15 protein-coding genes, 1 tRNA gene and 1 pseudogene are annotated in these 24,168 nt (G+C 68.5%); 11 read left to right on the top strand and 6 right to left on the bottom strand.

Translation table 11 applies throughout. The features are described from left to right. Positions 1-150: 150 nt before the first annotated feature. The 5 genes from AB0M29_RS36985 (at position 151) to AB0M29_RS37005 (ending at position 12,195) form a co-directional block, all read left to right on the top strand. Positions 151-2,337: a DEAD/DEAH box helicase gene (locus AB0M29_RS36985; protein WP_365391052.1), complete on the top strand. Its 2,187-nt coding sequence runs from the start codon at positions 151-153 to the stop codon at positions 2,335-2,337. 471 nt (positions 2,338-2,808) lie between these two features. Continuing rightward, a complete protein-coding gene (locus AB0M29_RS36990; protein WP_365391054.1) occupies positions 2,809-5,526 on the top strand; it encodes an FG-GAP-like repeat-containing protein in 2,718 nt (905 codons plus the stop codon). Between the two features lie 231 nt (positions 5,527-5,757). Next, positions 5,758-8,844, top strand: a complete 3,087-nt coding sequence (locus AB0M29_RS36995; protein WP_365391056.1) for an FG-GAP-like repeat-containing protein — start codon at positions 5,758-5,760, stop codon at positions 8,842-8,844. Then, entirely contained in the window at positions 8,841-11,996 is a 3,156-nt protein-coding gene (locus AB0M29_RS37000) for an FG-GAP-like repeat-containing protein (protein ID WP_365391058.1), read from the top strand. Before AB0M29_RS36995 ends, AB0M29_RS37000 begins: the two co-directional genes overlap by 4 nt. A gap of 126 nt (positions 11,997-12,122) precedes the next feature. Next, a tRNA-Lys gene (locus AB0M29_RS37005) sits at positions 12,123-12,195 on the top strand. A gap of 263 nt (positions 12,196-12,458) precedes the next feature. Here the strand turns inward: AB0M29_RS37005 and AB0M29_RS37010 are convergent. The 4 genes from AB0M29_RS37010 to AB0M29_RS37025 all read right to left on the bottom strand — a co-directional run bounded on the left by AB0M29_RS37010 (position 12,459) and on the right by AB0M29_RS37025 (position 15,770). Then, positions 12,459-12,734 carry a hypothetical protein gene (locus tag AB0M29_RS37010; protein WP_365391060.1) on the bottom strand — a complete coding sequence of 92 codons (276 nt, stop codon included), beginning with the start codon at positions 12,732-12,734 and terminating at the stop codon, positions 12,459-12,461. 41 nt (positions 12,735-12,775) lie between these two features. After that, positions 12,776-13,747 carry a DUF4365 domain-containing protein gene (locus AB0M29_RS37015; RefSeq protein WP_365391062.1) on the bottom strand — a complete coding sequence of 324 codons (972 nt, stop codon included), beginning with the start codon at positions 13,745-13,747 and terminating at the stop codon, positions 12,776-12,778. Beyond that, positions 13,744-14,655, bottom strand: coding sequence for a hypothetical protein (locus AB0M29_RS37020; RefSeq protein ID WP_365391064.1), 912 nt, complete (start codon positions 14,653-14,655; stop codon positions 13,744-13,746). Before AB0M29_RS37020 ends, AB0M29_RS37015 begins: the two co-directional genes overlap by 4 nt. Positions 14,656-14,879: 224 nt before the next feature. Next, complete coding sequence (locus tag AB0M29_RS37025; RefSeq protein WP_365391066.1) at positions 14,880-15,770, bottom strand: hypothetical protein; 891 nt, start codon at positions 15,768-15,770, stop codon at positions 14,880-14,882. 109 nt (positions 15,771-15,879) lie between these two features. On the opposite strand from AB0M29_RS37025, the gene AB0M29_RS37030 reads away from it, so the two are divergent. Together AB0M29_RS37030 and AB0M29_RS37035 are read left to right on the top strand one after the other, a co-directional pair. Next, a complete protein-coding gene (locus AB0M29_RS37030) occupies positions 15,880-16,683 on the top strand; it encodes a hypothetical protein (protein WP_365391068.1) in 804 nt (267 codons plus the stop codon). Positions 16,684-16,865: 182 nt separating this feature from the next. Beyond that, positions 16,866-17,897: an ImmA/IrrE family metallo-endopeptidase gene (locus tag AB0M29_RS37035; protein WP_365391070.1), complete on the top strand. Its 1,032-nt coding sequence runs from the start codon at positions 16,866-16,868 to the stop codon at positions 17,895-17,897. A 55-nt stretch (positions 17,898-17,952) separates the two neighbouring features. On the opposite strand, the gene AB0M29_RS37040 is transcribed toward AB0M29_RS37035, so the two are convergent. Then, positions 17,953-19,512: a site-specific integrase gene (locus tag AB0M29_RS37040; protein ID WP_365391072.1), complete on the bottom strand. Its 1,560-nt coding sequence runs from the start codon at positions 19,510-19,512 to the stop codon at positions 17,953-17,955. After that, entirely contained in the window at positions 19,509-20,204 is a 696-nt protein-coding gene (locus AB0M29_RS37045) for a helix-turn-helix transcriptional regulator (RefSeq protein WP_365391074.1), read from the bottom strand. The genes AB0M29_RS37040 and AB0M29_RS37045 overlap by 4 nt, the downstream gene beginning before the upstream one ends. 97 nt (positions 20,205-20,301) lie before the next feature. On the opposite strand from AB0M29_RS37045, the gene AB0M29_RS37050 reads away from it, so the two are divergent. From AB0M29_RS37050 to AB0M29_RS37065, 4 genes and pseudogenes are all read left to right on the top strand, one after another. Beyond that, on the top strand, positions 20,302-20,535 hold the full coding sequence (locus AB0M29_RS37050; protein WP_365391076.1) for a hypothetical protein: 234 nt from the start codon (positions 20,302-20,304) through the stop codon (positions 20,533-20,535). Positions 20,536-21,230: 695 nt separating this feature from the next. Next, a complete protein-coding gene (locus AB0M29_RS37055; protein WP_365391082.1) occupies positions 21,231-22,460 on the top strand; it encodes a DUF3631 domain-containing protein in 1,230 nt (409 codons plus the stop codon). 467 nt (positions 22,461-22,927) lie between these two features. Further along, positions 22,928-23,311, top strand: coding sequence for a hypothetical protein (locus AB0M29_RS37060; protein ID WP_365391078.1), 384 nt, complete (start codon positions 22,928-22,930; stop codon positions 23,309-23,311). Positions 23,312-23,502: 191 nt separating this feature from the next. Beyond that, a pseudogene (locus AB0M29_RS37065) lies at positions 23,503-23,796 on the top strand (NUDIX domain-containing protein); the annotation flags it as partial. Between the last annotated feature and the right edge of the window lie 372 nt (positions 23,797-24,168).

A 24,168-nucleotide genomic window follows, 5' to 3' on the forward strand; every position in this document is an offset into this window, starting at 1 on the left:
GTAGATCGTTTGATCCCCTTGCCTGGCGCCTGAACCGATGCGCGCCGCGTGGCGCGTTCCTTTTCTCCTGTGGCTGACCGCATCGAGGCGGTTGTAAGCAACCTACGGAGCTGGCGCGTGCCGTAAGTCTCCGAGAGGTTTTGCTTCAGCATGTCCATTGACAGTGCCGACCGTTCCGTCATGCCCGAGAACGACGAGATCATCGCCGTGAACGAGGCGGCGGACATCACCGACGCCGACACCGCCACCCCCCTGCCCCTGCAGGACACCGACACCACCACCGACGCCGCCGACACCATCGACGACGCCACCGACGACGACGCCACCGAAGAGCCCGGCGTGACCTTCGGCGACCTCGGCCTGGCCGACGCCATCGTGCGCAAGCTCGCGCAGAACGGCGTCACCACCCCCTTCCCGATCCAGGCCGCGACCATCCCGGACGCGCTGGCGGGCAAGGACATCCTGGGCCGCGGCCGTACCGGCTCCGGAAAGACGCTCTCCTTCGGCCTGCCGCTGCTCACGCAGCTCGCCGGCGGCCGCACCGACCGCAAGCGCCCCCGCGGTGTCATCCTCACCCCGACCCGCGAGCTGGCCATGCAGGTCGCCGACGCGCTGCAGCCGTACGGCGACGTCCTCGGCCTGAAGATGAAGGTCGTCTGCGGCGGCACGTCCATGCAGAACCAGATCTACGCGCTGGAGCGCGGTGTCGACATCCTCGTCGCCACCCCCGGCCGGCTGCGTGACCTGATCAACCGCGGCGCCGCCCAGCTCGACGCGGTGGAGATCGCCGTACTCGACGAGGCCGACCAGATGGCCGACATGGGCTTCCTGCCCGAGGTCACCGAGATCCTCGACCTCATCCCGGCCGGCGGCCAGCGCCTGCTGTTCTCCGCCACGCTGGAGAACGAGATCGACAGCCTCGTCAAGCGCTACCTGGTCAAGCCGGTCACGCACGAGGTCGACGCCGCCCAGGGCGCCGTCACCACCATGTCCCACCACGTGCTGGTCGTGAAGCCGAAGGACAAGGCGCCGGTCACCGCCGCCATCGCCGCCCGCAAGGGCCGCACGATCATCTTCGTCCGCACCCAGATGGGCGCCGACCGCGTCGCCGAGCAGCTCATCGAGTCCGGCGTCCGCGCCGACGCGCTGCACGGCGGCATGACCCAGGGCGCCCGTACCCGCACCCTGGAGGACTTCAAGGCCGGGCACGTCAACGTGCTGGTCGCCACCGACGTCGCCGCCCGCGGCATCCACGTCGACGGCATCGGCCTGGTCCTGAACGTCGACCCGGCCGCCGACCACAAGGACTACCTGCACCGCTCCGGCCGCACCGCGCGCGCCGGTGAGTCGGGCACCGTGGTCTCCCTGGCCCTGCCGCACCAGCGCAAGCAGATCTTCCGGCTGATGGAGGACGCGGGCGTCGACGCCTCGCGCCACATCATCGGCGGCGCGGGCGTCTTCGACGAGGACGTCGCCCGGATCACCGGCGCCCGTTCCCTCACCGACGTCCAGGCCGACGCCGTCCAGAACGCCGCCACCCAGGCCGAGCGCGAGGTCGCCGAGGCCACCCGCCAGCTGGAGCGCCTGCAGCGCCGCGCGACCGAACTGCGCGAGGAGGCCGACCGCCTCACCGCCCGCTCGGCCCGCGAGCGCGGCGAGGACCCGGAGGAGGCCGTGGCCGCCAAGGCCGCGGAGGCCGCCGCCGCCATCGAGGCCGCGCCGGTCGTCCCCGAGCAGCGCGAGGACCGCTACCAGGACCGCTCCTCCGAGCGCCCCTTCCAGCGGCGCGACGACCGCGGCAACTTCGACCGCCGCGACAGCCGCCCCTCCTACGGCAACCGTGACGACCGCCGCGACAGCCGTCCCTCGTACAACCGCGACAGCCGTCCGTCGTACAACCGTGACGACCGCCGCGACTCCCGCCCGTCCTACGGCAACCGTGACGACCGCCGCCCCGCGTACGGCAACCGTGACGACCGCCGCGACAGCCGTCCGTCGTACAGCAACCGCGACGAGCGCCCCTCGTACGGCAACCGTGACGACCGCCCGTCGTACGGCGACCGCGACTCGCGTCCGTCCTACGGCAACCGTGACGACCGCCGTGACAGCCGCCCGTCCTACGGCAACCGCGACTCCCGTCCGTCGTACGGCACCCGCGACTCCCGCCCGGCCTACAACCGCGACGACCGCCCGGTCAACCGCGACCGCCGCGACAGCAGCCGCCCCTCCTACGGCGACCGCGACTCCCGCCCGGCCTACAACCGCGACGACCGCCGCCCCAGCACCGGCTCCGCCGGCTCCGTCGACCGCAAGCCGCGCTGGAAGCGCAACGGCTGACGCCGCCTGACCCCTTGAAAGGGCCCGCCCGGAACGTGAGTTCCGGGCGGGCCCTTTCGCGTGCGGTGAGGCGGGTGTTGCTAGAGTCGGCGGACTCTGCCGGGGGGCGGAGGATTCCTGGGGGGAACCGAATGATCCACCACCGCTTCACGCGGGCTGCCTTCACTTCGCTGGTGACGCTTGCCCTGACCGCCGGTCTCGGCCCGCTGAGCGCGGTCGCCCAGGCCGCTCCGGCCACCCCCGCCGAACTGGTGCTGCCGACCGACGTGGGTGTGGCACCCCGAGACGAAGCCGCCTGGGCTGCTTCGGCGGACGGGTTCCTGCACACGTATGACGGGTCCACCCTGCTGTGGACGTCCTACGCGACGGGCGAGACGGTCGTCGCGCATCCCGGTCAAGTGGGGGAGTCTCAGGGAATCGTTCGTCGGAGGCACCTCGCTCTTCTTCCACTCGGCCGAGGACAGAAGCGACTTGGCCACTCTCAGCGACACGGTCACCGGCGTTGCCCGTTCGACCGTGACGCTGCCCGCACGGCAGTACTGGACGGGTGCTTTCAACGACCAGTACGTGGTGACGTTCGCAGGCATGGCGCCGGGTGAGAGCAGCCCGCTTCATCTGCTGAGCGAAGTCGACGGAGCCACGGTGGACCGACCCGTCACCGGTGACGGCTCGATCTCCGGCAATCCCGAGACCATCGGCCAACAGGGGCAGGACGCCAACGGCGCATTGCTGTGCGCCGGGCCGGGTACGGGGAGGACCGCTTATCTGGACTACGCCACGGCGACGGTGAAGGCCATCCCCGGCTCGGACTGTTCCACGGATGTCCTCAGCGCCGACTACATCGCCATCCGGAAGACGGCGACGACAGTACAACTGGTGCCGCGGCACGACCTCGGCGCGGCACCGATCACGGTGACCATCCCCCTCCTCACCACCAGGGGATCCGTCGCAGTGGCGGGCGACTGGATCATCTACACCGGCTCCGGAACCACGGACACGGACCCTGCGAGTGAGGGTGCGGCGGTCGCCGTCCCGATCCATGGCGGTTCGCCGAGCCGCAACCTGCTCGCTCACGCCTATGGGCTGTTCACCGCGCCTGACGGAACCGCCCTTGTCTCCGGTGGAACCGACGCGACCCACTGGGGCATCTGGCGGGTGGGCGTCGGGGCCGACGGTGTGCCGACCGCGACCGAGAGCTACAAGATCCCCCCAACGCCGGGCCACGTCACGGCACTCACCCTCAGCGGCGGTCGCCTGACCTACGTCCAGAACAAGCAGGCGTATCAGCAGGATGTGTCTTTCCGGGGCACGCCCAAGGCGACCGATCCCTCCAAGCTCGCCGAGTACTACAGCGACTGCGACAGCTACATGACCAGCGGGTGCGGGGCCCTCCAGGGGATGGGCAACGACAAGCCCGCCTATACCCACGACGGCACAGGCGGGGACGGCGCACCGTACACCCGCATCTACGTGCCGAGTTCTGGTGCTCAGCGCGACCTGCAGTCCGGCGCCTCGATCAGGGACGCCTCCGACCGCTACGTCGTGGCCGACGACCCCGGTGGCCATCAGCAGTTGGTCCTCTCCGCCGATTCCGGCCTGCCCCAGTTGCTGAAGCGGTCGATCACGGCGGCCGCGGTCTGGGGCAGTACGTTCTGGGCGCTCGGCGCGGCCCCGGGCACCCTCACCGCCACCGATCTCACCACGCTCAAGACCACAGAATCCGTCACGACCGGCACATCCTGCACGCCGGACGACCTGCAGGCGGCGGGTCGTTGGGTCTACTGGTCGTGCGGGACCACGGCAGGCGTCTACGACCGCAATGCGCGCCGGAGCATCGCCGTCCCCACCGGCGACGCACTCCCCGGAGACGGTTATCTCGTACGCCAGGACACGGCAGCCGGGAAGCTGCTCCTCACCGACTTCCACTCCGGAACGGCCGCCACGAGCGATTTCGCGGATGTGCCCACGGGCGCGTCGGCTCCCCAACGCGGTATCACCTGGTCCGTCGACAAGTACGGCGGTGACGTCGCCTACCTGGACGCGGATCAGCGTATTCATGTGAAGCAGGTAGCCGTACCGCGCAGCCCCATGACGTTGCTGTCGAGGGGAGGGGAGAACGGGTGGCTCGACCTTTCGCCGTGGCTCTCGCCCGAACACCGCACATGGCAGGGGCGGTGGCAACTCTCGCGCCCGTCCCGCACATGGTCGGTGACCATCACGAACGGAACCGGCGCCGTCGTGGCGAGCCTGCGCGGAACCGCGCACGGCGGCGCGAGGGCGGAGGCGACATGGGATGGGTCGACGTCGGGCGGCAAACAGGCACCCAACGGCGTCTCGTACCGTGTCTCATTCACGGCCCAGCCGGGAGACGGGCAGGGCGCGGCCGTCGTGACGTCGGAGCACCTGAGCGTCTCCGGGTACGCGTGGGCGCGGGACTACAACGGCGAGTGGTTCGGCGACCTGCTGGCGGTCACGCCCAGCGGCCGACTCGACATGCGTACGGGCAGCTCCAGCAACGGCGGCACTCTGGGTTCCGGCCCGACCGGTTCCGGGTGGCCGACGTCCTCCACGATCGTTCCCTTCGGCGATCTCGACGAGGACCGGTACAACGACATCCTGGTCAGGGACTCCGGGGGCAAGCTGTGGCGGTACAGCGGACAGCCCGGCAAGCCGTTCACCCCGTCCTCGCCCCACATGCTGATCGGCGGCGGCTGGAACATCTACAACACCCTGATATCCGCAGGGGACTTCAACGGCGACTTCCATCCTGACCTGGTGGCCCGTGACACCGCGGGCAACCTGTACCTCTACGAGAGCAGTGGGGCCGGAGCCTTCGCGCCGCGTGTGAAGATCGGCTACGGCTACGGGATCTACACCCTGATGACCGGAATCAACACACCCAACGGAGTCGGGCGGTTGCTTGCCCGAGACGCGTCCGGCGTGCTGTGGCGCTACGACGGCGTCGGCAACGGCACCGGTGCCCTTCGGCCGCGGGTCCGGATCGGCGGCGGCTGGAATGTGTACAACTCCGTCGTCGGAGTGGGCGACCTCAACGGCGACGGTCGGCCGGAACTGCTGGCGCGCGACGCAGCGGGCGGGCTGTGGCGCTACGACGGCACACGGGACTACCTGTTCGCGCCGCGCGTGTCGCTCGGCGGAGGCTGGCAGACGTACAAGGCGCTCCTCTGAACCTCTGCATCCCTGAATCCCCGAACCCCCCTACCCCTGCCGTGACCTGGGTGGCTGCTGTTACAGTGCGGACGTTCGCATGGGGGTCGATCAAGGTCGACCGGGGGGCGACGGGGGTCGGGGCCGGGGGGCCGGGGGCTTCTCGTATCAGCAGTCCAGCGTGTCGCGCGGCAGTCGCTGCCGCGCCGCCGGAATGCCGCCTCCTCTGAAGCAGTAGCACTGGAGGCAGTAGTGGCGGCACGCGCCGTTGTCCGCGGCGGGCTCGCCGCGGCGGTTTCGCTCGCGCTGGCGGCGCCCCTGTTCGGGGTGGTGGGCGGGGAGGCGTCGGCGGAGACACCGGCCGCTCCCGGGGCGTACGACGTGGCGATCCCGCCGGTGAACAAGGCGCGTCCGAGCCCCGCCGACCGGGTGTGGCTGGCGGGGGCCACGGGCTACGTGCGCGACACGGCGAACACTTACACGTGGGTGCCGTACGGCGGTGGGGCGACGCGGGCGCTGAGCGTGTCCTACAGCGGCTTCTATCCGGTGCGCCTGCCCGACGGTACCGAGCGCGTCGCCTACCAGCCGTCGCCCAGGACCGAGCGTCTGCTCGACCCCGCGACGGGCACGGCCACCGATCTCACGCTGCCCACCGGCTTCGCCGTGATGAACGCGACAGGCACGCCCGACGGCTGGGCCGTGACCGCCGCCACCACGAACGTGGACGCGGCGGGCCATCTCACCGGCTACGACTACCATCTCCTGGCCGCGGAAGGGGACGCCTTCAGGGAGGTCCCGCTATCCGGCGTGACGCACAACGTGCCCGCTGCCAGGGTGGCGCCCACCGGAGAGGCGGCCAAGCGGCTGGTCCTGGTGAACACCGTCGACGGGAAAGCCAGGCTCAGCCTCGTGGACCCGACCACCGGCGCCGTCACGTACACCGCGAACGAGTCCGTGGGCACCGGCGCCAGCCCCGTGATCCGCTACACCGGCGACGCGTTCGCCACGTACGCGAACGGCACGGCGCAGGTCTACTCGATGGAGGACCCGCAGGCCGCGCCGCGTACCGTCACACTCCCGCCCGAGGCGCACGCCGACACCACCGCCTACGACGTGGTGCTGACCGACAGCGCGCTGCTCGCCGTCCGGCACGAGGCGGGCTACGAGGACGGGCAGCAGGATCCGCTCTACGCCGTGCCCCTGGACGGCGGCCCGGCCACCGTGATGCTGGCGGATGCCGCGGGGCCGCAGGCCACGTCCGACGGCGGCGCCTTCGTGTACGCCGCTTCGGGTGCGGACGGCTGGGACACCTACCGGATCGCACCGTCCGGCGGCGCCCCGACGGACTTCCACCCCAACAAGGTCCTCAAGCCGGTGCGCTACGGGCTCGCGTTCGCACGCGGCAGGCTCACGTACATGGAGGGCATCCCGGACGACAACGGCTCCTTCGCCGGTCAACTCCAGGGCCTGGACGTCGGCGTGGGTCCCGTCCCGCAGCCCGGCGCACCGTTCACCTACCGCTACCTCGCCGGGCAGCCCACCGACACCTGTGACGCGGAGTACCACTGCTCGGTGGCACTCGCCGCGGGCAGCTGGACGTACGGCACGGCGTACGTCCAGCGGACCGCGGACGGCAAGGACACCGTCCGCACGACGTACGGCTATGGGCAAGAAGGCGTCCCCCTCGACTCCACGGGCGGCCGGATCGTCGACGAGAGCGAGTACACCGACCTCTACAACAGCGGTTCGAACGGCAAGCAGTACGTGATCTCTCCCGGATACCGGAAGGTGCTGCTCACCCGGCCGATCGCCCCGGCGGCGCTGTGGGGTGACACGCTGTGGACCGCGACCGGCACGAAGGGGCAGGTCGCCCAGACCGACCTGCGCAGCGACGACACGAGAGGGCCGATCGCCCTGTCGCCGGTCACCACACTCGCGCCCTGCGCGATCAAGGACGTCCAGGCGCTGGGGCGTTGGCTGTACTGGTCCTGCGGGGCGAACGGCCCGGCGGGCGTGTACGACCGCACGGCGAAGAAGTCGGTCGCCGTACCCGCGGGTCCCGCCCTGCTCGGGGACGGCTTCGTGCTGCGCCACCCCGGTGGCGCGCTCCAGGCCACCGACGTGCGCACCGGTACGACCCGTACGGTGGCCGCGCTGCCCGCCTCGACGCTGCCCGGCGGCGACCGCGGGGTTACCTGGACCGTCGACAAGTTCCGCGGCCAGATCGCGTACATCGCCCCGGACGCGATCATCCACCTGATCCCGTCGGGCACCGCGTCCTCCCCGCTCGACACGCTGATGAGCGGCATGTTCGACGCGCCGTTGTGGGTGCTCTCGGGCCCGGCGGCCTCCTGGAAGTACGAGGTGCGCAAGGCGGGGAGCGGGGCACTCGTCCGCACGATCAGCGGTGGCGCCGAACGCTCCCAGATCACCGCCGAGTGGGACGGCAAGGACGACGCCGGGCACATCGTGTACGACGGCCCGTACGTCGTGACGCTGACCGTCGCCCCTGCCGACGGCGTGGGCCCGGCGATGCGCCGTACGAGCGCCTTCGCCCGACGGCGGTCCGCCCAGGCCCCGCGCGACTACAGCGACGAGGGCATCGGCGACCTGCTCGCCCTCACTCCGTCCGGCCGCCTCGACCTCCGCACGGGCACGGGAAGCGGCGGCGTCGCGGGCGTCTCCTACTGGCGCAGTTCCGGCTGGGCCACCGGTTCCACGTACATCCCGATCGGAGACCAGAAGGGCACCAGCACCAACGACCTGCTCGTCCGCGACTCCGCGGGCAGGCTCACCCGCTATGACGGCGGCTACAGCGCCTTCCTCGACCCCACCTCCCGCCACACGCTCATCGGGGGCGGCTGGAACATCTACACCGCCCTCACCTCCCCCGGCGACCTGACCGGCGACGGACGCCCGGACCTCCTCGCCCGTGACGCCTCCGGCGTCCTGTGGCGCTACGACGGGCAGACCACCGGCCTCTTCGCCCCCCGGGTGCGGATCGGCGGCGGCTGGAACACCTACAACTCCCTCATCGGCGCCCAGGACCTGACCGGCGACGGCATCCCCGACCTCCTGGCCCGTGACACGTCCGGGGTGCTGTGGCGCTACGACGGCAAGGGCAACGGCCTCCTCGCCCCGCGGGTGCGCATCGGCTCCGGCTGGAACACCTACAACGCGATCGTCGGCGTCGGCGACATCACCGGCGACGGCCGCAACGACCTCCTCGCCCGCGACAGCGCGGGCGTTCTGTGGCGCTACGACGGCCGCGGCAACGGACTCCTCGCGCCCCGCGTGAAGATCGGCTGGGGCTGGCAGACGTACAAGGCGCTCGTGTGAGCGCCTTGCGGAAGAAGGACTTCGAGATGCGTACGACCATGGGCCGGACCTCGCCTTCGGCCGCGCTCCGGCGGGGGCTGGTGGCCGCGTTCGCGGCCGTCGTGGCCGCCACCGGCCCGCTGCCCCAGCTCGCGCACGCGGACACCGCGCCGTCGGGGGAGGTGACGATTCCGTCGACCTTCGTGACGGCGCCGGTCGGGCCGACGGTGGCGGGTGCGGGGGCGGACGGGTATCTGCTGGAGGACGAGCAGGACTTCTCCGGCGTGCACAAGCGGCACGATGTGTGGCACCCGGCGGACGGCGGCGCCGTCCACGACTTCGGCGCCGAGGCCGTGCGGATGTCTGCGGATGGGCGCGGGACGAGCGTGATGTGGATTCTCGCCGACCCCGGCCAACTGCGCGTGTACGACGCCGCAGCGGCCAGCTGGACCACCTACGCGCTTCCGGCCTCGGCGACCGGCGCGCAGTTCCTCGACATCGTCCCGACGTCCAAGGGCTGGTCGCTGGCGGTTCTTGTCCCTGTCAAGGGCGCAACCGACGGGGCCTCGGGCGCGGCTCTGCATCTGTACGCGCCGGATCCTGACGGTGGCCTGTCCGACCAGCCCGTGCAGGGTTGGCAGTCGGCCGGGGTGTCGAACTCCTTCGTAGCGACCGCCGCCGTACCGGGCAGGCTGTTCCTGCAGACCGCAGGCAGTTCCCCGGAGTCGGTGCTCATCGACACCGACAAGGCCACCGTCACGTACACAGGCCCCACGGGCGGCAGCCTGCTGCTCAGCCACCGGGACTTCGGCTGGGGCCACCGGGACGGGACGGCCGTCCTGCGGAGCGTCGACGATCCACAGGCGGCGCCGCGCAACCTGAGCGTGCCTGCTGGCGCCCTCGGCAACTTCTCGATGGCGCTCACCGACTCCGCACTGATCGTGGCGGGGATCAACTCCCCGCTGAACACCGCATCCGGCCGCCCGCTCTACTCGGTGCCGCTCGACGGCACAACGCCGAGCGTCCTGCTGACGGCCGCCGGCGCAGTGCGCACGGCGACCGACGGTGGCGGGCTTGTCGATGCCCAGCCCGCGCCCGAGACATGGGCTACCTACAAGATTCCGGCGGATGGCGGACCGCCGGTGGTGCTGGAGCCGTTCACCACGGCCCATCCGCAGAACGTCGGCCTGTCCCTCGCACGGGGCGAACTCCGTCGTGTCCAGGTCCACGCCTCCGACGAGGAGACGGGGGCCGACGGCACACAGGCCGATGTGGGGGTCGCCGAGACCCCCGAACCACCGGCCACCACTGACCGAATGAGCCGCCCTTCCTTGTGGGACGACGAGATTCCCCGGTGCGGCCAGGACCGCTGCGTCGAACTGGTCGACGGGGGCGGCGCCACGGGGGCCGCGTACACGTGGATCGACCCCATCGGGCACGCGTACATGAACACGTCCGGTCCCAGCTGGAACACCCCCATCGGGCCGCCTGGCGGCCGCATCGTCTCGGCCAGTGGCGACCTCGTGCTCTATGACAACAGCTCCGATGGCAAGCAGTACCTCCTGAGCCCCAATACCGAGGCCACGCACCGAGTGCGGCCTATCGTGGCGGCCGCACTGTGGGGCGACACCCTTTGGACGGCGACAACCACAGCGGGTCGCTTCACGTCTGAGAACACTGTGTACGGCACTGGCGCCAGGACGGTCACCACCGACGCGCCCTGCGTGCCGCAGGAGTTGCAGGTGCTGGGCCGCTGGTTGTACTGGTCGTGCAGCGCGGACGGTCCGGCCGGAGTGTGGGACAGCACGTCGGGCAAGTCGGTGCGTGTGCCGTCCGGTCACGCCCTGCTGGGCGACGGGTTCGTACTGCGGCACGCGGACGGGCAGTTGCTGCTGACCGACGTACACGCCGGTACGGCTGCCGCCGACCGCAAGGTGGCCGATCTGCCCGCCGGACCGTACGACGACGACCGCAACATCACCTGGACCGTGGACAAGTACCGCGGCTTCCTGGCGTACTCGGACGCGGAGGCCGCCACGCATGTGGTGCCGTCCGGCGTGCCGCAGTCGCCGATCGCGGTGCTGTCGAGCACGGGTACGACGACCACCGCCAACGTCTTCACGAGCGGCTGGAGTCCACAGTGGACGACGAGCGGCCCGGTCGCCTCGTGGCGCGTCGACCTGCGGCGCAAGGGCACGTCGACGATCGTGCGGACGCTGACCGGCGGTGCCGCACGGGGTGTCGTGGCCGCGGTCTGGGACGGCAGAGACCCGGCCGGGCGACTTGTCGCCAACGGCGACTACACCTGGACGTTGACCCTCACGCCCGCGAACGGGCAGGGATCCCCAGCGGCCACCACCGGCACGGTCCCCGTCATCGGCCACGCCGGGCCCGCCCACGACTACACCGGTGACGGTGCCGGAGACGTGCTGGCGCTCACTTCCACCGGGCGCCTCGACGTCCGGCCCGGCACCGGGACCGCCCCCGGTGGGGTGCGGGCGACCAGCGCGTCCGGCTCGGGCTGGCCCTCCACGTCCCTGCTCATCCCGACCGGCGACCTCACCGGCGACGGCCCCAGCGACCTGCTGGTGCGCGATGCCTCCGGCCACCTCACGCGTTACGACGGCACGCCCGGGCACGCGTTCACCCCGAGCAGCCCCCACCACGTGATTGGCGGCGGCTGGAACATCTATAACTCCCTCGTCTCACCGGGCGACATGAACAACGACGGCTGGCCCGACCTCATCGCCCGCGACACGAAGGGCGATCTCTTCTCCTACGCGAGCACGGGCGCCGGGACGTTCGCTCCCCCCAGGAACATCGGTTACGGCTACCAGGTCTACGACACCCTCGTCGGAGCGCAGAACCCCAACGCCCAAAACGGCTATGGCTATGGCAGCGAAGTGCTCGCCAGGGACAAGGCAGGCGTTCTCTGGCGGTACTTCAGCGACGGCAACATGGACATCGTCGGCCCCGGCCAGCGGGTGGGCGGGGGCTGGAACGTCTACAACGCCATCGTCGGCGCCGGCGACCTCAACGGTGACGGTCGCAACGACCTCGTGGCCCGCGACGGCGACGGCAATCTGTGGCGCTATGACGGCAAGGGCGACGGGACCTTCACGCCCCGCGTGAAGATCGGCTGGGGCTGGCAGGCGTACAAGGCGCTGCTGTGAGCTGAGAGGCCGGGAGGTGGGGCACCGTCGGAGGGGTCGGCGGGCCCACCCCTCCGACGGTCCCCCACCCCCCTGACCCCATATGACTCGGAGCCTGCCCCAGGTCCCAGCTATGCTTCGGCGTGCGGGCCGTTAGCTCAATTGGCAGAGCAGTGGACTTTTAATCCATTGGTTGTGGGTTCGAGTCCCACACGGCCTACCGGGTCGGGCCTCCTTGGAGGCCGCTGACCTGCGGGTATGGTGTCCCGGTCGTCGGAAGATGGCCGGGACACCGGCAAGCCGGGGGCCGTGCGTGAGCGATGCGTGAGCGGCTGTACGGTCGGCGGGTCGGCACGGTGATCGGCAGACCTGGCCGACCAGGCTGGGGGCGGTCGGCCGGTATCGGCTGCGGCGCGGACTCACGACCGGCTCATCAAGTTTTCCCAGTGTTGGTCCCTGGCGTGCGTGCGTGGAGCGTCCCGGTTACGAGGCGGCGTCGGCGCCTGGTGCCTCGACCGAGTCGCCATAGGTGGCAGTCACCAAACGCTCCCTTGCTTCCTCCAGCCGGAGGCAGTAGTCCGGCATGAACATTTCCGCCAGGGTTGTTTCGAGCGCGCCTGAGATGGCATGCAGTGGGGACCAGACCGCCCTGTCCCTAACGATGGCGTCGAGTTCACCAGAGTTCTCCACCTCATAGAACCAGTGAGACAGTACGAACGCCTGGTCATGCGACAGCTTGATGATCGCTTCGTCGTCCACCCGGGCACCGTAGCGTGCAAGGTCGATGGGGCTGCTTGGGGTTAGCGCACGAGTTGCCTCCCGCCCTCCATCCCGAACTTGTCGACTAGCAGAAACGCCCTGCCCAGCTCGTTCAGCCTCAGCTCAAGCCGCCAGAAATCCACCTCGCCGGCGCCATTTGCGTATGGGCGTAACTTCTCTGCCACCTGAAACCTCTGCCAGTCGCTCTCGCGTTCAATGTCGAAGTTGTCGAAATTTTCTCCCTCGCTGTCGAAGATCACGTACTCGGCTTCGTACTCGTCGTGCTCAGCGTCGCCGTACGTCTCCTCGTGCATGCTGACATCTGCCCAGGCGAATAGCCTCGGCACTACTTCGGCGTAGCTGGCGAGACCGAGCATGATGTGCCAGCGCACGAGTTCCTCGGGATCATTGCCATCCTCGTTGTCCACTCCGAGCGAGATCATCCCGCGTCCTGAGGTCTTGTTGACCCACTCCTCGATGTGGATGACCAGCCGTTCGCCTTGGGCCAGCCTTTCCATCCATGGGCGCGCCAGTTGCAGCTCCCGAATACGCAGGACGTACGGATCGCCTTCGGCTGCGGCGTGGAGGGGGATAGCCGCTCCTTCGTCAAGCACTTGGGCTTCCGGTACCAGCAGCTTCCAGCTGCCGGCGGTCGTTTCCTGCAGCGTCGTTCGGTCCACCAACTGCCAGTGGCACCGCTGCGTCGCCGGGTGGAAGAGCACCACTACGACCGGCAGGGAGTGATTGAGCCAGTACTGCACATGCTCCGTGTCGGGCCGAAACCACCAGCCGCCCGGGCCTGACTGCTTGAACCAGCTTTCGCCGCTCTTGATCTGGAGCGCTAGGAGTCGGCCGCGTACATCCTCTCCGTCGACAATCTCGGCATGGGCGTCGATGCCGTAGTCCTCGGTGGGCTGGTTACGAAACAGCCAGCCCAGTTTGGTCTCGATGGCCTGCTGGACGCGGGTTACTCCCTCGCTGGCGACTTTGGCGGAAGGCGTACGACGCATCATGAGGGCCTCTTCTCCTCAAACAGTTCAGAGGTTGTCAATCGCTTACAGAGAAACCAGCCATGCTGATCACGGATCATGATCTCCTCGCCCGCTAGGTTCTCGTACAAGTTGCTGATGCCTTCGGCCGTGCCTATGGCCTTGCAATGGGCACCGTCAGGCTCGGTGTGGATCATGTAGGCCGTGGAGCATTCACACGCTGTCCCGAACGCATAGAACCTGCCGTGCACGGCCTCGTCCGCCAGCCTGGCGGGGTAGTAGACCATGTGTTGGCCACAGGCGACGGGCAGCTCCACCATGCCGTCGACGGCTCTGCTCTGGGGTAGGTCGGTTGCGGGTTTCCACGGCAGCACCTGGATCTGATGCTCGGTGGACTGCAGGTCCTTGCCCCCTGCGAAGCCCAGAAAGCCCGCATCAACCACAGGCGCTCCGCGAGGCCATGTGACTGGCCCCGTTGTTGGCCATAGCTGTGGCAAATGATGCCGCGTGGTCAATTCGACCTGCAGGCTCGGCGTCGTAAACCGCACTCCGTGCAGTATCACCTGTCCGAGCACGACGGTCATGGCGTAGCCCTGAGGCTGCTGCGGCTCTGGTAGCCCCTGCGCAGTTACGATCAGCGGCGTCACCCGAACCGACCAGCCACGAACCCCTTCGTGCCGTCCTATCCAGAATTGGCTGGCTGGGAGGGGCTGCACCTCGTCCCGTAGTAGTCCTCGCAGCTCCCGATACTCGGACGAAGGGAGTCCGTAGCCAGCGTTCCGTTGGTCTTCGGACGAGACGAGCATGGCCGTTAGCGCTGTCTTCTGGATCCACGCTGCGATTGCTCCCATGTCTTGGGCCTCAATCTGCCCGGGCTCGCCGATGATGAAGGGCCGCAGGATCCGCCCGGCCACTTCTTCAAGGCGGCTCATCCATCCGTTGTTGCAGTCGGCGCAGACGCGCACTGTTTGACGGAAGGGCGGACGTACGCCGAGTTCCTGTCCGACCCGATTCAGTGGACCGGCTCCATGAGGCACGGGCTTCAAGTCCAGGCCAGTCCGTGACAGCCAGTCCCCGAGGACATGCTCGGCGGTCAGCTTGCCGGTGGATCCGCAGAAGGGACAAGTAGGCATGAAGGCGCTTCCCTCAGCGGTTGCTAGAAGTCGTTCGGGCTGATGAACGTCGAGATCTCCGAGCTTGGCGTGCACGGTTCCGCCAGTCGCCGAGCTTGTTCCTCCTCGGACCACTCATGCAGCCCAGGCGGGACGTAGGAGGGATCACCCCACTGGCAGTGTCGGCAGGTACCGGCTACAACCTTGTACGAACCGCACGCCCCACACCGCATCGGAGTCGTCCCAAACCGGATTCGCGCTGCCGTGAACATGCCGAGCAGGTGCTCGACCGATTTCAGCCCAATCTCGGCGTCCATCCGTACCGCGTTCTTAGCGTGTGTCAGCCAGTTGACGTACTCCCACGTCTCTACCGCTAGCTTCTTCAGATACGAGCGAAGTCGAGCCGATGAGTCGCCTGGCGCCATGCTGTTAGCCAGCAGATCGGTCCAGCCCTTGAAGTCGGCTGCTTTCGGCGGCGTCTGCCCGGCGGGCACCAGCGCATCGTCGTGAGTCTCGCCGACGAAGGAGACAAGACACTCCCGGAGTCGAACGCCCACCGACTGGAAGGTCTCCGCCTCGTCGCCACTGTCGTATGCGTCGAAGGCCTGCTGCCAGCGCCGCCAAGAACCAGGCAGTAGCTCGGCAGAGCCGGGCGCGACCGGTACGTCGCGCTCCTGCGCGTACTCCACGCGAAGCATCAGCCCGATGTGGAAGGTCAGCACCACGTCACGGCTCTTGAAGTCCGTCTGGTCGTAGAGGTTGGTGGGGTTGGTGACCACCCACCACCGGCTGTCCGGACAGTGCACGTCCCAGATGTCGTGACGTACTGGTCCCACCAACTCGGATGCCACCTTCTCGAGGTGGACGACTTCCTCGTCGGCCTGGCCCACGACGTACTCACGGACTTCGTCCACCTCACGCTTGGTTGCGCGCACCTTGGCAGCCTCACTTCGTTCGGGCGGCGCAGTGTGGTTCGATGTTCAGGCGCGCCGATACGGTTGAGTCTGGCACATGAATTACTGGTTATGGTGTAGCTTTCTCACCGTGAGCGAACAAGAGGATGTTATCGCGGAGCTCGGCGGCGCCGGGGTCCTGGCTGCCTTGCGCTGGGCGCATGTGTCAGCCACCGCTCGGTCGCTGGAGACGTACTCCGAGGGCGACGGGCATGACGCCGCCTGGCTCGGGAACACCAGGTTCACTCTGTACCGGGACCGGTTGGACCGTGTCTTCGCCTGTGAGCGCTATGCCGTGCACTCCGGCAACGCCGACGCTGATCTGGACGTGTTGTACGACCAGTTGTCCGAAGTGGACATCGAGACTATGCCTCGGCTGGACGCCGTTCAGGTTTGCCGCTCCAACCTGAACGGTAGTCCTGGTTGGGCTTGTGGACGGACCCGCATCCTGCTTGCATCGGGCCCCTACGGCAAGCTCGGCCAGATTCCTTGGCCGCAGAAGAGCCCGACGAAGCAGCGGGTAGCTCGCCAGCGCAATCCTGAGCCGCCGCAACCTTCGCTGTTCGAGGACTTCGCGCCGGAGGAAATCGGCGGGCTCATCGCGGCCCTGGCGGCAGTAGAGGAACTTGACCTCACGACCTACGTCGTAGCCCACAGCCTTGATCCGCTCAGCCGACTGTCCGAGCTGCTCTTGGGACGCCCCCGTCTGAACCCTGGCGGTGGTCAGGCCTGGCATTGGCGCCACGACCTCATGGGGACCCCGCCCGCCGACGGCGGACGTCGTATCGACGATGCGCCTATGCCCACTGGCCCGAACACGGTGCCGGACGCCCCAGTTCGCCTGCGTCGTCCGGCAGAAGAAGTGCGTGATGACCGCGCAAGTGATGGGCAGTGAGCCCTCGTACGTCCAGCTCTGACCGCGCGGCGGAGGTATCTCCATTCTTCGACGGGGCTCGGCTGACATTGGCCCGGCATCTGGCCGGGCTGCGCAAGAGTGATCTTGCGGGCCTCGTCGACAAGAGTGCGACTGCCGTGGCGGCGTGGGAGTCAGGGGCCAAACGGCCCACTGCTCCCACGGTGGCGCAGCTGGCATTGAGCCTGTCTGTTGATCCGGGCTTCTTCGCGGTCCGTCCGGAGGATGTTGCGGCGCTGAGTACCACGCCGCACTTTCGCTCGCTGCGCTCGACCAGCCAGCTGGCACGGGACCAGGCGTTCGCCTACGGCCAGCTCGCCGTGGACATCGCAGCGAGCCTCGAGCGACACGTCGAGTTCCCTCATCCCGACGTGCCGAGCTTTCCGGTGTCCGTGGATGACCAGAACGGCGACGGCCCAGAGCGGGCCGCGCGGTTTGTCCGGGAGCAATGGGGAATTGAGTCCGGCCCTGCCGGCCACCTTGTGCGGCTGCTGGAGAATCACGGGGTCCTTGTGGTCTTCAGTCCGCCACAGGCAGCCTCGGTCGACGCCTACTCGTTCGACAGCCGACTGCGGCCGGTCGTGGTCCTTAATCCGATCAAGCGGGACTACTACCGTCAACGCTTCGACGTTGCGCACGAACTGGGCCACCTCGTCATGCACAGTGACGCCGAGCCGGGAGGCCGGATCGTTGAAGACCAGGCCCACCGCTTTGCCGCCGAGTTGCTCATGCCTGCCGATCAGATCCGTGACCTACTGCCAGCCGCGATGGGAGGCACTGCTTGGCGGGTCTTGGCCCGCCTGAAAGAGCAGTGGGGCGTCAGCATCCAGGCTCTGCTGTATCGGGCCCGCTGGCTTGGCCGGCTCAGCGACGTGTCCTACCGCAATGCGATGACGACAATTTCGACCCGCGGCTGGCGCCGGAACGAACCAGGTTTGGTTAGCGCGATCGAGCAGCCGTCGCTTCTCCCCAGGGCCGTAGAACTGCTGACACAGGAAGGCATCGCCGAGGCCAGACTGGTTGAGCAGTGCCGCGTACCGCCGTATCTATTCGGCACCGTGGCGGCTCGCACGCCTGACAACGATTTCCCTGTACCAACCACCTCCACAGCCAACGCTCAACAGGTGAGCAGCCGGGTGGTTTCGCTGCTGGAACGCAGGCAACAGGCCGAGACTGGCGGAAGCGCCATCAAGTGAATGCCCGTGCGCCCTGACCGCCTCCGAGGTCGGGGCGCACGTGTGCGAGAAGTTCCTACCTGCGCGGGGAGCGGCCGATCGCGGGAGGAACAGCGGTTGCCTTGACGCTCATAGGCTGTGCACGGGGAACAAGTGCAGCGGCCTTTTCCGCTACCTCGCGGTCGAGTTCTGGCAGGAGGCTGGTGTACGTGTCCGACGTCAGGGCGATCGTGGAGTGGCGCAGGACCTCCTTCACCGTGTGGATGTCGCCACCACCCGCGTGGGTGAGAGTGGCCGCGACGTGGCGGAGGTCGCGGAAGGTGATCGGCGGGAGGTCGGTCGTCGCGAGGATGCGGCGGAAGGTCTCGGAGACCGTCTCGGGGTGGAGCCAGGAGCCGTCTTCACGGGTGAAGACCTTGCCCGTGTCGTTCCAGGCCGGACCCCACTTCTTGCGGTCCTTCTTCCGACGCTTCTTGTGGGCGCGGAGGGCCGCAACGGTGAGGCTGTCGAGGGCGATGGTGTTGGCGCTACCGTCTGTCTTGGGGTCGGCTTCGTATGGATCCCAGCCGTCGACCACGATCTCCTTGGCCGGGGTAATGAGACCGGCCTTGAGGTCGACGTTGCTCCAGTCCTGACCGACGGCCTCGCCGCGGCGCAGGCCTCGGAACCCGACGAGATGGAATAGCGCGTACAGGCGGTCGTCCTGGGCGGCGTCGAGGAAGATGCCGAACTGCTGCGGCGTCCAGACCATGACTGGGCCGGGGAGTTCGCCTGTCTGCCGCCACCGCCTTAGGCGTTCGTCCGTCCACAGCAGTGGCTTCGGCCGTCGTCCGGAGGCGAGTTCGACGTGGGACGCCGGGTTGAAGGTGATGAGCTGCTGGGCGATGGCGGAGTTGAGCGCGGCGCGCAGAGTGCGACGTATCGCCTGCTGCGTGGCGGGGCCGGTTACCTTACGGAAGGGCGGCATCCCGGCCAGCTTGGCTCGCTCTGGCGCCAGCCGCGCCCGTTCGGTGGCTACCGGCCTTCCGGACGTACGCGGCCTGCAGCAGGCGATCTGGTCCCGGCGGGCTTCGTTCTCGGCCGCGATGATCTCGTTGGCGTCGGCGATCCCGTCGAACATCTCCACGAGATGGCCGACGTTCAGCCGGTCGAGTCGTATGTGGCCGATCCGGGGCTTGAGGTGGACGTTGATGTGCGAGGCGTAGCCGTTGAGGGTCGTCCTCCTGCGCTTCTTGGAGGCGAACCAGAGGTCGAGCCATTCGCCGACGGTTGTGCCGCCACGTAGGTCGAGCCCGGAACGGAGGCGTCGGCGAATCTCCTCGACGTTGGGCAGCGGCGCCCTTTCCTTGACCAGTCGCTCCAGAAGGGCCGCGACGCGTTCGACGCTGTCCAGGTCGTCGGTGTCGGCGAGGCTGAGGAGGGCACGGACGTGGTCGAGGTCCGTCTGAGCGGCTTTGAGCGTTTCGTAGCCGGCGCGGCTGAAGGAGCGGCGGGTGCCGTCTTCGCGGGGCGGGAGCTCCTGGCGTATCGAGTAGGAGCCGTGCTTTCGCGTGGCGAGCTGCGGACAGTTCTTGCCGAGCGGTCGACCGGTCTCGGGGTCGCGGCAGTAGCAGCGACGGTGGGTGGAGCCCTTCAAATGGAGTCCTTTCCGTCGGGGATATCGGCGGTGAGCATTTCGAGTCCGGGGGGCAAGTTCCTCGATGGACCGAGGATGCGTTGAAGGCGCGAGCGCGTGGTCTGCAGGCGGGCGACTGCTGTTTCGAGGCGCCTGATGGCTTGCTCCTCGCCGCGCTGGGCTTGTGCGCGCGTCTTCGGGTCGGTGGCGATTCGCGCTTCGTGACGGTGGTTGCCCATGGCATTCCACGCGTTGAAGGCAACGGCTTCATGTCGTCGGTACTCGTGGAAAGCGTTAACGAGAGCTGAGTCCTGGCCCTCGCCAGATTCTCCGACGAACCAACTCATCGCGTCCCAGGGGGAGATGGGGTGCTGGAGGGGAAGGCGTTGCAGTTCGCGGACGTGTCCCAACGGGTAGATCAGCAACGCGGGGTGGGTATCGAGTGCCTCCGCGAGCACGATGACGTCAACGAGGGGGAGTACGGAGCGACGCCCGGACTCCATGTTGGCGATCACGTTGCGGGGGATCGGGTGGCCGATCGCCGCGCAGGCGTCCGCCAGTTCCTGTGCGCTCAGGCTTTGCTCCTTCCTGCGGCGTCGGACTTCGGCTGCGACGGTCGCCATGACTTGATCGGTCCACTCTGGGACATCGTCGTTCTCCTCCTCGCCCTCGTAGTAGTCGGCCTCTTCATCTTCGGAATCGATCTGTGTCACAGAGACACAATACCTTCACCATGATTGTTTCTGGAGCCGGGAGAACGAGCACCAGACGGTGTTCGCCGAGAGCTCCACGAAACGAGCGGAGTTATGCATGGGTGTGGCCGATACGGCCCGTCCGATAACCAGGGGAATGAGCCGGGACGAGTTGCTGGCACTGCCTGCAGCGGTCGACCTGGAGACAGCGAACCGGGCACTGGGCCTGGGCCGCAGCAAGGGCTACGAGCTGGCGAAGAGGGGCGAGTACCCGTGCCGGGTGCTGCGGCTGGGCAACGCCTATCGAGTCGTGACTGCCGAGTTGCAGACCCTGCTCGGCTTGGCGGCCTGAGGCCCGTTCCTTCAGCCCGCACGACGTCCTGGACAACCAATACCGGTGGGACGGGCGTTCCTGCCTGCACCCCACCTTCCGAGGAGTGATGCATGCCCCGTATGACCCCAGGCGCCGACGGCGCACCCCCGACACCCGCGTGGCCACCAGCCGCGATACCCGGCGGATCAGGCAGAGTGACGAGCGGACCACTGGCTGAAGCGGACGGACCGGACCGCGAGCGGTCGGCGGACCAGCGGACCACAAGGAGGCTGGTCCGGCGGACCGGCGGTGACTGGTCCGACAAGATCCACGCCGGTGCGGCTGGGGACCGGACTGGCGGTCCGCAGGCTGCGGACCGGACCCGCAACGAGAGGCTGGTGTCCGGACCAGCGACCGGCTCGGACCAGGGCGCGAACCGGCCGTGGTCCCCGCAGGTCACAACGCTGGACACCGCGGACCACGGCGCTCCGGCACTTGAAGCGCTGACCGGAAGTTCCGGTCAGCGGACCGGCGGTGATGACGTGGGCGGACCGACCGGTCCGGGCCAAGCGGCTGTGGACCAGTCCAGCGGAGCCGGGGGACCGGACCGCGGACCAGCGGAGGGGAACAGCGGACCAGGCGCGGGGACCGGACCGGCGGACCAGAAGCCGTCTGGTCCGCGCGGACCAGACCAGCCGACGCCGGACCGTTCGTCGGGTGACGGGGCAAGACCGCTGGACGAACTGCGGTCCGCCGTGGCCCGATACGTGGTTCCGCCGAGCCCCGAGGCTCTGGATGCGATCACTTTGTGGATCGCGGCGTCACATCTGCAGCCGGCGTGGCAGCACGCACCGCGGCTTGCGATCGTGGCGCCGACGAAGGCGTGCGGGAAGTCGCGGCTGCTGGACGTGCTGCACGAGACGGTCCACGCTCCGTTCATCACTGTGAACTCGACTCCGGCGGCGATCTTCCGGTCGATCACAGAGGAGCCGCCGACGCTGCTGGTGGACGAAGCCGACACCATCTTTGGCAGCGCCAAGGTCGCGGAGAAGAACGAGGAGATGCGAGGGCTGCTCAACGCCGGCCACCAGCGCAACCGCCCCACCACCCGTGTGATGGGGGCGGAGCACAAGCCGGTGAGGTTCCCGACCTTCGCGATGGCGGCGATCGCCGGGATCGGTGACCTGCCCGACACGATCATGGACCGGGCCGTCATCATCCGGATGCGAAAGCGCCTGGAGACCGAGCACGTGGACGACTTCCGCACCCGCACCGACGTGCCGTTCCTGCAGACCGTGCGGGACCGGCTCGCTGACTGGCTGGTCCCCCTGCTGGAGGAGGCATCCGACTTGGTCCCTGCGATGCCGGTGCGGGACCGGGCAGCGGACACGTGGGAGCCGCTGGTCGCGGTAGCCGACTTGGCCGGCGGTGCGTGGCCGCAGCGGGCGCGCACGGCGTGCCGGGTGATGACGGAGCGGGAGAAGGGCAACGAGCAGGACAGGGGTGCCAAGGTCCGGATCCTGGCCGACCTGCGGGCCGCGTTCGCCCGGCACGGCGACCCACCCCTGCTGGCCACGGAGACGCTTTTGCACACCCTGAACGCCGACCCCGAAGCGCCCTGGCACGAACAAGGCCCGGCCGGACTGACCGCCCGCAAACTCCAGATCCTGCTGGCGGACTACGAGATCCACTCCGCCAACCGCCGCTTCCCCGACGGCACCCAGCGCCGCGGCTACGCCAAGGCCGATTTCATCGACCCCTGGAACCGCTACTGCCCCCTGCCCGAACACACCGCCCCTACCGTCCCCGAACCCCAGCCGACCCTACCCCTCGCCCTCGCCGAGACAGCCGGGAGTGACGTTCAGGCCCGGCTGACGTCACTCCCGGAGGCCAGGTCCAAATTGCCGGGTTCGGGCAGGCCGCCACCGCCACCACCCTCGCCTGGTACGGGTCCGCGCCGCTGACCGGCAGCCGACCCTCCCCGACCCGCATCACCCGTCCCGCCGCAGGTCAGCGTGGGACGGGTGGCACGGGTGTGACGGGTCAACCCGTACCAGGACGGTGACCCGTAGCTGCCCTGACCAGCCCCGCAACGGGTGGGACACGTCGCTGACGGTCGACCCACCGCCCGAATCGAGAGGAGCAAGATATAGCGAGAGCATTGCTCTCGCAGGCCCCCGCGAGCGGGAGCAAGATATCTGCGAAGACACTCTTCGCCGCCCGGCGAAGGCGCCTTCGCCGACTCCCGCCCCGGGGGTGGCGGGACCGGACCTCTCGGAGGTCCCTGGGCCAAGCAGTGCCCGACCACCGCCCGCCTGACAGCGCGCGAAGCGATCTCTCCGTCGTCCGACCGACGCGATGCGTCAGCCACGCCACCCACCCAGTACGCCGCAAGAACACACCCTTCCCGAATTACCTCACAAGGAGTTCCTTGACCCACCGCAACATCCGCCTCGACGTCGTCACTCTGCTGTGCGACGCGGACTTCCGCCGCCGCCCCGACACCAACAGGTGGTCACACCGCGACGGCCGGCCCTTCAGCAAGGCTGAGCAGGCCCTCGCCTTCAGCGCCACCCGGGAGGAGTTCATGATCGCCGCTGACCAGATCAACCGCGAAGTCGACTACCACCGCGAGTACGAGGAAGCCGTCGAGGCACTGCCCAAGCTGCTGCTTCCCTACCTCGCCCAGGTCCCCGACGGCTCCACCGTCAGCGACGTCCTCCCCCAGATGAGCGATGAGGACCGCGCCGCATACGACCGGCTCCGCGACATCCTCGCCCCCGACGGCTACCTCTTCGCCCCCACGGACGAGTAGCACCCCTGTTGGCTGCCGGGCACCCTCTGCGTGTCCGGCAGCTCGCCAGCGCCAATCGCGTCCTCCACCTCAAGCGGGCAGAGACCAGCGGCTGGTTGGAGGACTGCGCTCGCAGTTTCTACGCCGTCTGGGTCGGCCACACCCGTGGACGTCTGAGGCTGGAGGAGACGCATGGGCAGGACTGAGTATTACAGTGCGCCATCCGCGAATGCCCTGAAGAGACCGGCATCAGCGCTGAGATCACCGGCTTCCTCGGCGTCTACACCAACCCTAAACACATCGTCGCCTACACCGACGGCGAGATCCGTGAGCAGTGCGAGAACACCTACATCGGCCGCCCCACCGGCGGCGAACCCACCAGCAACGACGAAGCTGACGATGTTCGTTGTATCCATCCCTCCGACCTCAACGCGTACGACATCCACGCAAGCATGCGCCAGCAAGTCGGCGACTACCTCGCCGGCACCTACTCCTGCCTCGACTGAGCCGCCGCTGGGATGCCTTCGCCAGATCTACATGGGTGCGGATCTGCTGCAAGCGGAGGCCCGGCTACGACACCGCTCGCCGGACGACTGCCGCGACGGCAGGATCGCCCGCCTCGCAAGACTGACGACTTTCGGCCGTTTCTCCTTCTCGGGACCCCTATGTCGGACTCGTTTCTTTTGCCATGTGGCGCAAAGGTTGCCGCCTCGGCACTATCGACACTTCCGCCGGGATTGGCGGAGTGAGCACCCGGGGGGGGTGGCCGTGCTGTCCGAGACCGACAACGCTTCGATCTTCTCAGTGCCCGCCGTGCCTGTCGGCCCGAAGATCGAGGGGCAGCCCGACGAGTACACCGGGCGCATCGCCAGACAACT

This window comes from Streptomyces sp. NPDC051976 (genome assembly GCF_040680795.1).
GTDB lineage: Bacteria > Actinomycetota > Actinomycetes > Streptomycetales > Streptomycetaceae > Actinacidiphila.

What these genes read in the sequence shown, in the direction of transcription:
- AB0M29_RS36985 (WP_365391052.1), top strand. Translation starts at nt 151, where the DNA reads ATGTCCATTGACAGTGCCGACCGTTCCGTCATGCCCGAGAACGACGAG.
- AB0M29_RS37015 (WP_365391062.1), bottom strand. Translation starts at nt 13,747, where the DNA reads ATGATGCGTCGTACGCCTTCCGCCAAAGTCGCCAGCGAGGGAGTAACC.
- AB0M29_RS37020 (WP_365391064.1), bottom strand. Translation starts at nt 14,655, where the DNA reads ATGAGCCGCCTTGAAGAAGTGGCCGGGCGGATCCTGCGGCCCTTCATC.
- AB0M29_RS37050 (WP_365391076.1), top strand. Translation starts at nt 20,302, where the DNA reads ATGGGTGTGGCCGATACGGCCCGTCCGATAACCAGGGGAATGAGCCGG.